This window comes from Lysobacter sp. CC-YZS074 (assembly GCF_056739745.1).
Map to the genome: position 1 here is coordinate 1,339,972 of NZ_CP200301.1, position 13,287 is coordinate 1,353,258.

Annotated in this window: 10 protein-coding genes; 1 reads left to right on the plus strand and 9 read right to left on the minus strand. The window is 71.0% G+C overall.

Annotation, left to right across the window (positions count from 1 at the left end):
• Positions 1-4 precede the first annotated feature (4 nt).
• The 6 genes from gspF to U8331_RS06085 all read right to left on the minus strand — a co-directional run bounded on the left by gspF (position 5) and on the right by U8331_RS06085 (position 10,202).
• Positions 5-1,213 (minus strand): type II secretion system inner membrane protein GspF, encoded by a 1,209-nt coding sequence (gene gspF, locus U8331_RS06060; protein ID WP_481132702.1) that lies wholly within the window; start codon positions 1,211-1,213, stop codon positions 5-7.
• Positions 1,200-2,723: a type II secretion system ATPase GspE gene (gspE, locus tag U8331_RS06065; protein WP_481132703.1), complete on the minus strand. Its 1,524-nt coding sequence runs from the start codon at positions 2,721-2,723 to the stop codon at positions 1,200-1,202. The genes gspF and gspE overlap by 14 nt, the downstream gene beginning before the upstream one ends.
• Positions 2,724-2,730: 7 nt before the next feature.
• Positions 2,731-4,833 (minus strand): type II secretion system secretin GspD, encoded by a 2,103-nt coding sequence (gspD, locus tag U8331_RS06070; protein ID WP_481132704.1) that lies wholly within the window; start codon positions 4,831-4,833, stop codon positions 2,731-2,733.
• Positions 4,830-5,717: a type II secretion system protein N gene (locus U8331_RS06075; RefSeq protein ID WP_481132705.1), complete on the minus strand. Its 888-nt coding sequence runs from the start codon at positions 5,715-5,717 to the stop codon at positions 4,830-4,832. Before U8331_RS06075 ends, gspD begins: the two co-directional genes overlap by 4 nt.
• 186 nt (positions 5,718-5,903) lie before the next feature.
• Positions 5,904-8,609 (minus strand): TonB-dependent receptor domain-containing protein, encoded by a 2,706-nt coding sequence (locus U8331_RS06080; protein WP_481132706.1) that lies wholly within the window; start codon positions 8,607-8,609, stop codon positions 5,904-5,906.
• A gap of 144 nt (positions 8,610-8,753) precedes the next feature.
• Complete coding sequence (locus U8331_RS06085) at positions 8,754-10,202, minus strand: hypothetical protein (protein ID WP_481132707.1); 1,449 nt, start codon at positions 10,200-10,202, stop codon at positions 8,754-8,756.
• Between the two features lie 253 nt (positions 10,203-10,455).
• Between U8331_RS06085 and U8331_RS06090 the strand changes: the two genes are divergently transcribed.
• Entirely contained in the window at positions 10,456-11,304 is an 849-nt protein-coding gene (locus U8331_RS06090; RefSeq protein WP_481132708.1) for a 2OG-Fe(II) oxygenase, read from the plus strand.
• Between the two features lie 9 nt (positions 11,305-11,313).
• On the opposite strand, the gene nth is transcribed toward U8331_RS06090, so the two are convergent.
• The 3 genes from nth to U8331_RS06105 form a co-directional block, all read right to left on the minus strand.
• Positions 11,314-12,042 (minus strand): endonuclease III, encoded by a 729-nt coding sequence (gene nth / locus U8331_RS06095; protein ID WP_481132709.1) that lies wholly within the window; start codon positions 12,040-12,042, stop codon positions 11,314-11,316.
• 29 nt (positions 12,043-12,071) lie between these two features.
• A complete protein-coding gene (locus U8331_RS06100) occupies positions 12,072-12,407 on the minus strand; it encodes a hypothetical protein (RefSeq protein ID WP_481132710.1) in 336 nt (111 codons plus the stop codon).
• Positions 12,408-12,468: 61 nt separating this feature from the next.
• Positions 12,469-13,263: an enoyl-CoA hydratase/isomerase family protein gene (locus U8331_RS06105; protein ID WP_481132711.1), complete on the minus strand. Its 795-nt coding sequence runs from the start codon at positions 13,261-13,263 to the stop codon at positions 12,469-12,471.
• Positions 13,264-13,287 lie beyond the last annotated feature (24 nt).

The following is a 13,287-nucleotide window of genomic DNA, read 5'->3' on the forward strand; positions in this document are numbered from 1 at the left end:
TACCTCAACCAAGGACAAGGGAGTTGAACTGCAGGATCGGCAGCAGGATGGCGAGCACGATCACCGCGACCACGCCGCCGAGCACGACGATGATCAGCGGCTCCAGCAGGCTCATCGCCACCGAGGTGAAGGTGTTGAACTCGCGTTCGAGGTAGTCGGCGGCGCGCTCGAGCATCGGTCCCAGGCGGCCGCTGTCCTCGCCGCTGGTGGTCATGTAGAGGAGGGTCGGGGGAAACACGCCCGCGCGGCGCATCGCGCCCGACAGGCTGCCGCCCTCGCGGATCGAGCCGACCATGCGGTCGGTGGCCTCGCGCAGCACGCGGTTGTGCACGGTGCGCGCGGTGATGACCAGGCCCTCCATCATCGGCAGGCCGCTGCCGACCATGATCGACAGCGTCCGCGACATCCGGGCGGCATGGACGTCGCGGACCAGACGGCCGAGCAGCGGCAGCCGCAGCACCAACGCGTCGAAGCGGCGGCCGAACGCCGGCTGCTTCATGAGTTGCCGGAACGCGACCGCGCCGACCGCCAGCAGCACCAGTGCCGTCAGCCAGCCGGCGGCCATCAGGTCGGATACGCCGATCACCAGCCGGGTCAGCAGCGGCAGTTCGCGACCCATCGAGTCGAACTGCTCGACCACCTTCGGAACCACGAACGCCATCAGCGCGATGACCACCGCCACCGCGGTCATCGCCAGCGCGGCCGGGTAGACCAGCGCGGTGACCAGCTTGCCGCGCACCTGCTGCTCGCGCTCGAGCAGGTCGGCCAGCCTCTCGAGGATGTCCGGCAGGGCGCCGGAACCTTCGCCGGCGGCGACCATCGCGCGGTACAGCGGCGGGAACGCGTGGTCCTGCCGCGCCATCGCGTCGGACAAGCGGAAGCCTTCGAGCACGTGGGCGTGGGTCGCCATCAGCACGCGGCGCACGGCGCGTTTCTCGGCCTGCGCGCCGACCGTGCGCAAGGCTTCCTCCAGTGTCATCGCGGCGGCCAGGCTCGACAGCTGGCGGGTGACGAGGGCGAGGTCCTTGCCGGTGAAACGGTCCAGCAGCGAGTTCGGCCCGGCGTCGCCGCCGGCGCTGGCCGGTTCGATCCGCACCGGCACCAGCCGGCGGCGGGCCAGCCGTTCGCGCGCGTCGGCCGGGCTGGCGGCGTCGATCACGCCCTCGCGGGGCAGCCCGCGGGTGTCGAGCGCGGCGTAGTCAAACGCGGGCATGGCCGTCGTCCGATGCCGCGACCACCGGCGGGGTGTCGTCCTGCCGGGCCACGCGCAGCGCTTCCTCCGGCGTGGTGTCGCCGCGCGCCACCGCGGCGCGGGCCGAGGCGGCCAGCGTCGCCGAGCGGCTGAAGGCGGCGCGCGCGATGGTATCCTCGTCGGCGTTGTCGCCGATCAGCCGGCGCAGGGTGTCGCCGATGACCACCGCCTCGTACACGCCGAGCCGGCCGGCGTAGCCGGTGTGGTTGCAGCGGGCGCAGCCGTCGGAGCGGTACACGGTGCCGCCGAAACCGGCGCCCATGACCTGCCGCACCAGCGCGTCGCTCTCGCGCGATGCGCGGCAATGCGGGCACAGCCGTCGCACCAGCCGCTGGGCGAGCACCAGCCGCACGGTCGACGCGAGCAGGAACGGTTCCATGCCCATGTCGCGCAGTCGGGTGATCGCGCCGACTGCGTCGTTGGTGTGCACGGTCGACAGCACCAGGTGGCCGGTCAGGCTGGCCTGCACCGCGATCTGCGCGGTCTCCGGGTCGCGGATCTCGCCAACCATCACCACGTCCGGGTCCTGCCGCAGGATCGCGCGCAGGCCGGCGGCGAAGGTCATGCCGACCTTGGTGTTGACCTGGGTCTGGCCGACGCCGTCGATGGCGTACTCGACCGGGTCCTCGACGGTGAGGATGTTGCGGCTGCCGTCGTTGAGCGAGGCCAGCCCGGCGTACAGGGTGGTGGTCTTGCCCGAACCGGTCGGGCCGGTGACCAGCACGATGCCGTTGGGCACCTGCAGCGCCTTTGCGAACGCCGCCTGCACCGCCGGCGGCATGCCCAGCTGCTCCAGCGTCAGCGTGCCCTGGTCCTTGTCGAGGATGCGCAGCACCACCCGCTCGCCGCCGCGCGCGGGCAGGGTGGAGACGCGCACGTCCAGCGCCTTGGCGCCCATCGCCACCGAGATGCGGCCGTCCTGCGGTACGCGCTTCTCGGCGATGTCGAGCCGCGCCATCACCTTCACGCGGGACACCAGCAGCGGCGCGATCCGGCTCGGCAGGCGAGCGGCCTCGCGCATCACGCCATCGACCCGCAGGCGCACGCGCAGGGTCGACTCGAACGGCTCGATGTGGATGTCGGACGCGCCGACGCGGGCGCCCTCGGCGATAACGCCGTTGATCAGGCGGATGATCGGCGCGTCGTCCTGGTTCTCCAGCAGGTCGGCGGTGGCGGGGATGTCCTCCACCAGCGAGTCGAGGCCGCCGTGGGCGTCGAGCGCATCGACCGTGCCCGCATCGCCAAGGCCGGCGTCGGCGTAGACCTCGGACAGCCGGCGGTCGAACACCGCGCGCGCCAGCGGCTGCACCGCCAGCGGCCGGCCGAGCACGCGGCGCACCTCGACCAGCGCGACCGGGTCGGCGCCCTCGCGCAGGGCGACGCCGACGCCGGCATCGTCGGCGCCGTCGAGCAGCAGCACGCCGTGGCGCTTGGCGAAGGCGTAGGGCAGGGCGGGCGCGGGCGTGCTCATCGCCGGGTCACGGGGTGCCGGCGTCGCCGGTCGCGGCGGGTGCCGCGGCGGGCAGGGCGGCAGGGACGGCCGGGACGGCCGGGACGCTGGCCGGCATCGCCGGCGGTCGGGTGCGCAGGTAGTCGCGCACCAGCACGTCCAGCGCCGCCTCGCGTGCCTTGCCGTCGTCCAGCTGCAGCTGCGCGTCGCGCATGTAGTCGTAGCGCGGCGCGGTCACCCGCTGCGCGTCCTCGCGGCCGCCGACAATCGTCGGCCGGATGAACACCATCAGGTTGGTCTTGCTGCGCGAGCGGCCGGTCGAGCGGAACAGGTTGCCCAGCAGCGGGATGTCGCCCAACAGCGGCACCTTGTCGAGCGAGTGGCGGTCGGCCTGGTCGAGCAGGCCGCCGAGCACGACGATCGCGCCGTCGTCCACCAGCACCCGGGTCTCGACCTCGCGCTTGTTGAGGATCAGCTCGTCGAAGTCGGCCGACACCGGGCCGGCGATCGACGACACCTCCTGCCGCAGCTGCAGGGTGATGCCGCCGCCGGCATTGATCTGCGGGGTGACCTCCAGCTGGATGCCGACGTCCTGCCGCTCGATGGTGCGGAACGGGTTGGCGTTGCTGTCGCCGAGCACCTCGCCGGAGGTGACCGGCACTTCCTGGCCGACCAGGATGCGCGCCGGTTCGTTGTCGAGGGTCATGATCGACGGGGTCGACAGCAGGTTGGAGCCGTTGTCGGTCTTCGCCGCGTTGATGACGAGGCCGAACAGGGTGTCGCCGGCACTGCCGGCGATGCCGGCCAATCCGCCGGTCAGGCCCAGCAGCGACTGCAGCGCGGCGCGGCGGGCGGTCTCGGCGAGGTCGGAATCGTCGTCGTCGTCGAGCAGCGCGGCGCCGGCCAGTTCGGTGATGCCGGGGGTGCCGTCGCGGTGGAACTGGGTGGTGCCGAACGGCACGCCCTTGCGGTTGGCGGCGGCGATCTGCACGCCGAGCTCGCGCGCGGCGTCGTCGGAGATCTCCACCACGATCGCCTCCACCAGCACCTGTTGGCGGCGCACGTCGAGCTGCTTGATCACCCCGACCAGGGTGCGCTGGGTCTCGGGATCGGCGTTGATGATCAGCGCGTTCTGGCCCGGCGCGCGGACGATGGTCGGCCGCTTGCCGGGGGTGGCGGCGATCACCTGGGCCTGGCCGGCATCGACGCTGGCGCCGGCGCTACCGGCGGTGACCTGCACGGAGGCGCCATCGCTGCCGTCACCGCCCGCGGGCTGGCCGACCAGTTGCTGCAGCACCGGCAACAGCTGTTCGGCGCTGGCGTGCTGCAGCATCACCACCTGCACGTCGCCGGTGCTCTCGGCGCGGCGGTCGAGCTCCAGGATCATCTGCACCACGCGCGGGATCAGCGCCGGGTCGCCGCGCACCACGATCGAGTTGCTGCTGGCCACCGGCAGCACCGAAAGCGCCGCGCTGCCGCCCTCGGCCCCGCCACCGCCGAACAGGCCGTTGACGGTGGCGGCGATCTCGCGCGCCGAGCTGTTGCGCAGGGTGACGGTGTCGATGCTCGCGCGGTCGGTATCGATCTGTGCGATCAGGGCGCGGATGCGGCGCAGGTTGTCGGCGTAGTCGGCCACCAGCAGGCTGTTGCCCTGCGGGGTGGCGATGACCACGCCGCCGCGGCCGACCAGCGGCTTGATCGTCTCGGCAGCGATGCGCGCGTCGACCCGCGCCAGCGGGATCACCTCGGTGGCGAAGCCGAGCGTGCCGGCGCCGGCGGTGCGTGGCTGCTGGGCGGCGGTGTCGTCGGGCACCACCCGGTAGGTCGCCGGCCCGGCCGGCACCGCTACCAGTCCGTTGGCGCGCAGAATGGTCAGCAGCACGCCGAGCAGCTCCGACCCGCTCAGCGGCTGGTCGTTGGAGTAGTTGACCGTGCCCTGCACGCCGGGCTCGACGATGAAGGTGGTGCCGGTGGCGCGGGCGACGTCCTCGATGAAGGCGCGCAGGTCGGCGTTGCGCACGTTGAACGCCTGCGGCGTGTCGACGGCCGGCGCGGCCTGGGCGAGGACGGAATGGGCCGGCTGGGTGGCCAGCAGCAGCGCGAGCAGGGCGCCGGTGGTGCGACGGGTCATCGTGGCGCCTTGAGGGTGGTGGTGTGGACCTGGCCGTCGCGGCGGAAGCGCAGCTGCACCTCGTTGCGACCCTGTAGCTGGCCGGCCAGTCCGGCGACGCTGGCCACGGTCAGCGGCGTGCCGTCGACCGCCAGCAGCACGTCGCCGGCGGCGAGCCCGGCCTGTTGCAGCAGCGCGGCGTCGCCGGAGGAGGAGACGGTGAAGCCGCCGGAGAGGTTCGGTCGCAGGCCAGCTTCGGTGACGAGCTTGCGGAGGTCGACTGGGGTGGCGGCTGCGGTGGTGGCTGGTGTCCGGGCGGTCGCGCCTGGGGGCCTCGCAGCGCCGCTGACACGGCCCGCCGCGGTAGTGCCCGCGGCGGCCGGCGGCGCAGACGGACGGGTCTGGCGGCTCGCGGAATGCGGCGACGTCGCGGCGGCGGAGCCGCCGGAATCAGGCAGTTCCAACCGGTGGCGCGCGCCGCCGGCCAGCAGCACGGCGTGGTCGTCGCCGACCGATTCGAGCATCACGCCGGGCGCGACCTCGCGGCCGACCGCGTACGACGCCTGCAGGTCGTTCTTGCCGAGAATCGCCGAACCGCCGTCGCCATCGCGGCGCACACCGAACAGCCGGTAGCCCATCGCCCCGCCGCGGGACGCCGCGGGCGTGGCCGAGCGGAAGAACACGTCGACCGACGGCAGAGCGGGCGCCGGCGAATCACCGACGTCTACTGTCGCCCCGACACCGGACGGCAGAACCGCTTCGATGGAAGGCGGTCCGGCCAGTATCCAGACGATCCGCCCGGCCTGCAGTGCAAGCAGCAACACCAGCACGACCTCGGTCGTGAGGGGCAGCCAGCGGCGCCAGTCGGCGAGGACGCTGCGGTCGGGCAATGCGGGGAAGTGCATGGTTCCTGTGGTGCCGGGGCACTGACGTTTCAGGCGTGCGCACAGGATGAGACGGTTTGGTGACGGTTTGATTGCAGCTGACACATTGGCTGCGGCGCGGTGTCACACAAAAAAACCCGGCAGGTCTCCCTGCCGGGCCACGGCGTCCGGGCACTTCCCCAAGCCCCGGAGGCCGTACACGCACCCTTAGAACGAAGCGCTGATCTCGAACGAGTAGCTGGTGCCGAGGTCGTAGCGCATCACGTCGGCGCGGCCGCCGCCGAACTCCTGGTACTCGCGGTACTCCTCGCCCAGCAGGTTGCGCGCTTCGAACGACAGGGTCACGTCGGTGTCCCAGAGGTTGAAGCCCTTCTTCAGCACCAGGTCGACCGTGGTGCCGGGGTCCTGCATGTAGTCGGGCTGGACCACCACGATGCCGTCGGGCGAGTAGCCGTTGATGCCGCGCGCGTTGATGCGCTCGCTGGCGTAGCCGACCAGCACGGTGGCCTGGCTTCCGGTCGCCTCGTTCTCGATGCCGAACTGCAGGTTGGCCAGGTGCTCGGACTGGCCCTGCAGGCGGCTGCCGTCCAGCACCAGTTCCGACGCGTCCTGCGGGCGGCCGTTGCCGGCGAGCGTGTAGGCGACGTCGCCCTCGTCCACCTGCACCTCGGAGTCGGACCAGGTGTAGTTGGCACCGAGGAACAGGCGGCTGCCGCCGGCCCAGTCGAACGGGCTGTCGTAGTACTTGCGGAAGTCCAGCTCGACACCGAGCACCTCGGCCGCCGGCGCGTTGATGAAGCTCTGCTGCCAGCTCGAGCCCGAGCGGCCGTTGAGCACCATCTCCACCGGCTTCTCGATGTCCTTGTAGAACAGGCCGGCGCTGAGGTACTCGCCCTGGTCGAAGTACCACTCGTAACGCAGGTCGAGGTTGGTCAGCTCGCTGTCCACCAGGAACGGGTTGCCGATGACGAGACGGTCGCTGTCGAGGTCGAGGTACTGCTGGGGGGCCAGCTCGCGGAACTGCGGGCGGGCGATGGTGCGCGAGGCACCGAAGCGCAACTGCTGGTTCTCGGCGACGTTCCAGGTGATCGACAGCGCCGGCAGGAAGTAGTCGTTGTCGAGCGGACGGGCGGTCGGCAGCGGCTGGCCTTCCTCGAACAGGTCGATCGGGCGGACGCCCTGGTAGGCCTCCTCGTAGCGCACGCCGAGATTGGCGCGCACGGTGCCGGTCAGCTGCGCCTCGACCTCGGCATAGGCCGCCTTCGTGTCGAGGAAGCCGTGGTACGCCGCCGCGCCGGTGCCGCCGGTGGTCTCGCGCAGGGTCAGGTAGCCCTGGCTGATGTTGTAGTCCGACAGCAGGTAATCCGGACGCTGGTAACGCTCGTAGAACGGCAGGTTGCCCAGCGACAGCAGGCGGAACTCGCGCGACACCGCGTCGCGGTCGGTCTCCGACCAGGCCGCGCCGAAGTTGAGGGTGGCATCCATCTCGACCGGCAGGCGCCAGGCCGCGTCCACGCCGGCGCTGTCGACCCGCTCGTCGACGTTGCTGAAGCGGGTGTAGTTCTGCGCCTGCGAGGCATCGTGCTGCCAGAAGCCGTCGGCGTCCTCGCGGTAGCGGAAGCCCTTCTCGTAGGGGGCGTCGCGGCTGGCGCGCGAGTGGCTGGCCCGCCAGTCGACGGTCAGGTCGCGGTACTCGCCGAACGCGTGCTCGCCGGTGAGCTGGGTGTTGATCATCTCGCGCTCGAACCAGTGGGTGGTGTCGTCGCGCACGTTGTCGCCGGTTAGCAGGCTGTAGCCCTCGCTGCTGCGGGTTTCCTTGTCGGTGTCGTGGACGTACATCGTCATCAGGCCGACGCGGTGGCCGTCCCAGTCGACCGCGGCGCCGAACAGGCCGTTGACGGTGGCGTTGTTGGTGGTCGACATGAAGTCGTAGTCGCTCTGCACCGCCATCTTGCCGTTCTCGACCGCGCCGTCCTGCTGCACGCCGATCTGGGTGCGCCAGCTGTTCTTCATCGCGGCGGTGGCGACCAGGCCCAGCCGCGCGTCGCCGCCGACGTCGAAGGCGTTGCCCATGCTGATCTCGGCGTTGAAATCGGGGTCGACGCTGTCGGTCGCCTGCAGCAGGTTGAGCGGGGCGTTGGTGAAGCTGCGCGCGATCTTCTTGACTTCGTCGCTGCTGAAGTCGCGGCCCGGTGTGATGCGGTTGCCGGTGGCGATCGCGTCCTTCAGCTCGGCGGTCATCTTGCGGGTGCCGTCGTCGTAGCCGAAGAAGTCGGAGTCACCGCCGCCGTAATGGGTGAGGCCGGCCTGGAACGTCGTCTCGCTGTTGCCGCCGGTGCCGATCTTGAGGTCGAGGAAGGGCTCCTCGGGGATCACCGCGCTCGACAGGTTGATGGTGCCGCCGCCGAACTCGCCGGGCATGCTGGCCGAGTAGGTCTTCTGCACCTCGATGGTCTGCAGCACGTTGGTCGGGAACAGGTCCAGCGGCACCACGCGCTTGAGCGGCTCGGGGCTGGGCAGCGGCGAATTGTTGAGCAGTGCCGCGGAGTAGCGCTCGTTGAGGCCGCGCACGTAGACGTAGCGGCCGTGGTTGAGGCTGATGCCCGCCACCCGCTGCAGCGCGTCGGCCGCGGTGCTGTCGCCCTGGCGCTCGAGGTCTTCCTTCGACACGTGGGTCATCACCGCCGAGCTGAGCAGCATCGGTTCGGGGATGTACTCGCCACGGACCTGGACGACGTCGAGTTCGGTCGCCTGCATCGGCGCCGCGGCGGCGCCCGTGGTGCCGCCGCTGACGGCCGACGGGGTGGCCGGGGCGGGCTGGGGTTGTTGGGTGGACTGGCCCAGCACCACGCCGGGCGCGAGCAGGGCGGAGATCGCCAGGAACAGGCCCGTGCGGGCGGGGGTGAGCTTCATGTATGGCTGCCTTTCAATGGATTCGCTTGTCCGGATGAATCGATGCCGCGGACGGGGCCGCGGCATCGATCAGGGAGCGGGGCCACGGACGTCCTGCCCCGTTCGCCGGGACGTGGCGGCCGCGACCGCCACGTCCATCGCCGATCAGCAGTCGTCGGCGGTCAGGCCGCAGGTCCAGCCCTGCCACCAGGTGTCGTTGGCGTCCTTGACCGCGCCGATGTAGTCGACATCGGCGAAGGCGGCGTTGACGGTGGCGAGGCCGGCATAGGCCGGGACCGCCGCCTCGTTGGCACCGTTGATGAAACCGCCGGTCAGGGTCGAGGCACCGGTGGCGTTGTTGGTGCCGGCGTTGAACGCGGCGGCTTCGCGGCCACTGGCGCCACCGGCGAACGGCACGTCGCACGACAGGTAGGTGGAGTGGAAGACGCCGTCGGTGGTGTCGGACTGGAACTCGACGCAGGCCGGCGCGCCGCCGGTGACCACCGCGTTGTAGTAGCCCACCAGGGTGCCCTGGTTGAGCACGATGGCGTTGTCGTGGCCGGCGCCGACGAAGGTGACGTTGGCCAGGTTCGGCATCGAGCGGTACGGCAGGTCCTGCGAGCTCATCTCGTTCATGCGGTCGCCGCCGCCGGCGCGCTGCACGATCAGGCCGAACTGGATGCCGCCCCGGTAGCCAGAGTCGGTGTCGAAGGTGTCGTCGTCGTTGCCGGTGCCGACCAGGTACTTGGCGTTGACCGTGCCGCCGAACCACTCGAAGCCGTCGTCGGAGCTGTTGTGCACCTGCACGTACTCGACCGTGGTGCCGTTGCCAAGGCCGGCCAGGGTGATGCCGTTGAGTTCGACGTCCGGCAGGACCTCGAAGCCCGAATGCATCACGCGGACGTAGCGCAGCACGCCGGTGTTGTCGTCGTTGGCGTTGCCGCCGTAGTAGCCGTTGGCGCCTTCGACCTGCGCCTCGCAGGTGGCGGTGCCGGGCTGCGCGGTGCCCGGGCAGGTGCTGATGGCGGCGCGGCCGAGCAGCACCAGGCCGCCCCACTGGCCGATCGAATCGACGTCGGTGCTGCCTTCGACGCTCTGGCGGCTGGTGAACACGATCGGGTTGCCGGCCTCGCCCTCGGCGAAGATCTGCGAACCGCGGTTGACCATCAGGAAATCGGCGCCGGCCGAGCCGAACACGGTCACGCCCGGCTCGATCCGCAGGGTGCCCTTGCGTGCCAGCGGCGCCGGGTTGGCGGCGTCGCCGCCCATGTCCTCGCCCACGTCGGTGCGGCCGTTGACCGAATACACCAGGCCGTCGACCTGCGGCAGCAGCAGCTCGCCGATGATGCGCGACGGCAGCTGGCAGTTGGTCAGGCCGGCGACTTCGCCGACGTCCTCGGTGCCGGTCGGGCACTCGGCCGCGGTCGGCGGCGGGACGGTCGGGGGCGGAGTGGTCGGCGGGGGCGTGGTCGGCGGCGGAGTGGTGCTCGGCGGCGGCGGGAAGGCGCCTTCGCCCGGCGAGGCCACGTTGTCGGAACCGCCGCCACAGGCGCTCAGCGCAAGCGCCGCGGTGAGGGTCATCAGGAGGGTCTTGGTATTGCTGGAAGCAGCCATTTGCGCGATGTCTCCGATCGTCGGGTTGGGTCAACGCACGGAAACCGGATACAGGCCGGACTTTCCCGTCCGGACCCGAATCCCGCGTCCCCTGTAGCGAAGATTCGGAGCGGATTTATAGGCGCGGTTTGTGACAGCCGGCTTTCAGCAATAACGGTTTCGTAATTACCGGCCCGGAACGGCGCAAATCGCCGGGAAAATGAAACCCCACTGTCATAAAAAAACTGCAACGAAGCGCGCGCACACTCGTCGCATGACACGCGAACTTGCTCCCTCGACCGTCGAATGGATCCTTGCCCAGGCCCGTGCGGGGCAGCCGCCGGAGGCCCTGCTCAAACCGTTGCTCGATGACGGCTGGAGCGGGGGAGATGCGGTTGCCGCGGTCGAGGCCGCGGTGCGCGACTGGGCGGCGGCCGGCAGCCGCGACGCCGGCCTGCCGGCTGCAGTGCCGGTGCCGTCGCCGGTCGAACTCAATGGCGCGTCGGTAATGCGCGCGGGCGACCGCGACGTTGCGGTGCTCGCGAACCTGCTGCTGCCGCGCGTGGTGGTGTTCGGCGGCCTGCTGTCGGACGCGGAGTGCGACCAGCTGGTGGAGCTGTCACGGCCGAAGCTGCAGCGCTCGACCATCCTCGATCCAGACACCGGCGACGACGCGGTGCACGTCGACCGCACAAGCGCCGGAACCCACTTCCAGCGCGGCGGAAGCGCGCTGGTGCGGCGCATCGAGACGCGCATCGCCGCGCTGCTGGACTGGCCGGTGGAGAACGGCGAGGCGATGCAGATCCTGCGCTACGGCCCGGGCGCAGAGTATCGCCCGCACCACGACTACTTCGACCCGGCGTGGCCGGGCAGCACGAAACAGATCGCGCGCGGCGGGCAGCGCGTGGCGTCGCTGGTGATGTACCTCAACACCCCGGCGCGCGGCGGCGCGACGACCTTCCCCGAGGCGCACTTCGAGGCGGCGGCGATCAAGGGCAACGCGGTGTTCTTCAGCTACGACCGGCCGCACCCGATGACCCGGACCCTGCATGCAGGCGCGCCGGTGGTCGAGGGCGAGAAGTGGATCGCGACCAAGTGGCTGCGCGAGGGCCGCCACGACTGAGCAGAGCGGTCAGTCGCCGCGGCGGGTCGCCGGGACCGGTTCGCCCGGGGTCTTGTCCCTGTAGCGGCAGATGTCGCGGATCGCGCAATGCGGGCAGTCGGGCACGCGCGCCTTGCACACGTAGCGGCCGTGCAGGATCAGCCAGTGGTGGGCGTCGTGCAGGTACTCGGCGGGGATCACCCGCACCAGCAGGTCCTCGACCTCGCGCACGTTCTTCCCCGGCGCCAGCCCGGTGCGGTTGGACACGCGGAAAATGTGGGTGTCGACCGCCATGGTCGGTTCACCGAACGCGGTGTTGAGCACCACGTTGGCGGTCTTGCGGCCGACGCCGGGCAGGGCCTCGAGCGACTCGCGGTCGCGCGGCACTTCGCCGCCGTGGAGTTGGAGCAGCTGTTCGGCCATCGCCACGACATTGGCGGCCTTGGTGTTGAACAGGCCGATGGTGGCGATGTACGGCTTGAGCCGCTCGACTCCCAGAGCGGCAATCTGTCGAGGCGTGTTGGCGACCGGGAACAGCTTGCGCGTGGCCTTGTTGACGCCGACGTCGGTCGCCTGCGCCGATAGGGCCACCGCGACCAGCAGCTCGTACGGCGTGGAGAATTCCAGCTCGGTGGTCGGCTTCGGGTTGAGCGACTTCAGCCGTGCGAACATCTCGCCGATTTCGGCACGGGTGAGCCGTGAGCGGGCGGATCGCTTGCGGACGGGGCGCAGGGTCGGGCTGGAAGACGGGGTCGGCATGTTGCTCGGTTCTCTGGTCGTCGTCCGGCTCAGGTCCGCCCGGCGGCGCGGGCCTTCGCCCTTGCCAGCGCCGCCGCCGCGGCCGGCGGCAGGGCCGGACGGGCGGGTTGTCCCGGCGCGGGCGACGGTGGCGCCGTACGTGCTGCGCGCCTCGCGTCGCGTTCGGCTGCGATGCGCTGCAGCCGGGTGGCACGCGCGCGGTAGCGTTCGCGCGCGGCCAGTGCGGCACGGCGGGCGTCGCGCGCGGCCATCACCGAGGACTGGCAGTCGGCCGTGCACGCAGGGCAGGAGTCGATCTCGAGCAGTCCCGCATCGATCGCCTGGTCCAGGTCGTCGAGCGCCAGCGCGTTCGCGATGTGGTGCACGCGTCCGCTACCCGGACGGGTGCAGCCGCAACGGCAGGGCAAGTGGTCGGCCACGCGCGGCTCAGCGTCCGGCGAACGCCGGCTTGCGCCGCTCCAGGAACGCGCCGGTGCCTTCGCGCATGTCGTCGGTGGAGAACATCAGGCCGAACTGCGCGGTCTCGTACTCCAGTCCTTCCTCGATGCCGCATTCGCCGCCGACATTGACGCAGTCGAGCACGCCGCGCAGTGCCAGCGGTGCCGACTCGGCCAGCTGGTTGGCCAGCTTCATGGTCTCGGCTTCGAGCTCGGCGGCCGGCACCACCCGGTTGACGATGCCCAGCTCGCGCGCGCGGGCGGCGTCGATGGGGGCGCCGACCAGGCACAGTTCCAGCGTCGCCGCGCGGCCGGCCAGCCGCAGCAGGCGCTGGGTGCCGCCGAAGCCCGGGATCAGGCCGAGGTTGACCTCCGGCTGGCCGAGCTTGGCATTGTCACCGGCGATACGCAGGTGGCAGCCCATCGCCAGCTCCAGCCCGCCACCCAGCGCGAAGCCGTTGATCATCGCCACGACGGGCTTGGGCATCTTCTCGATGCGGCGCATCAGGCGCTGGCCGCGCAGCGAGAAGTCGCGGCCCTGCACCGGCGTCAGGGTGTTCATCTCGCTGATGTCGGCACCGGCGACGAACGCCTTGGCGCCGGCGCCGGTCAGCACGATGCAACGGATCGCGGCGTCGACCGCGGCGGCATCGAAGGCTTCGTGCAGTGCATCGAGGGTGGCCGCGTTCAGCGCGTTCAGCTTGTCGGGCCGATTGACGGTCACCACGCGCACGGCGCCGTGGTCGGCGACCGTCACCGGGGACGGATTCTGGATGTCGGACATGGTTTGCGCTCCCGCGGAATGGCT

Coding starts and splice junctions, on each gene's coding strand:
- U8331_RS06090 (WP_481132708.1), top strand. CDS start 10,456: ATGACACGCGAACTTGCTCCCTCGACCGTCGAATGGATCCTTGCCCAG.
- gspF (WP_481132702.1), bottom strand. CDS start 1,213: ATGCCCGCGTTTGACTACGCCGCGCTCGACACCCGCGGGCTGCCCCGC.
- gspD (WP_481132704.1), bottom strand. CDS start 4,833: ATGACCCGTCGCACCACCGGCGCCCTGCTCGCGCTGCTGCTGGCCACC.
- U8331_RS06075 (WP_481132705.1), bottom strand. CDS start 5,717: ATGCACTTCCCCGCATTGCCCGACCGCAGCGTCCTCGCCGACTGGCGC.
- gspE (WP_481132703.1), bottom strand. CDS start 2,723: ATGAGCACGCCCGCGCCCGCCCTGCCCTACGCCTTCGCCAAGCGCCAC.
- nth (WP_481132709.1), bottom strand. CDS start 12,042: ATGCCGACCCCGTCTTCCAGCCCGACCCTGCGCCCCGTCCGCAAGCGA.
- U8331_RS06080 (WP_481132706.1), bottom strand. CDS start 8,609: ATGAAGCTCACCCCCGCCCGCACGGGCCTGTTCCTGGCGATCTCCGCC.
- U8331_RS06085 (WP_481132707.1), bottom strand. CDS start 10,202: ATGGCTGCTTCCAGCAATACCAAGACCCTCCTGATGACCCTCACCGCG.
- U8331_RS06105 (WP_481132711.1), bottom strand. CDS start 13,263: ATGTCCGACATCCAGAATCCGTCCCCGGTGACGGTCGCCGACCACGGC.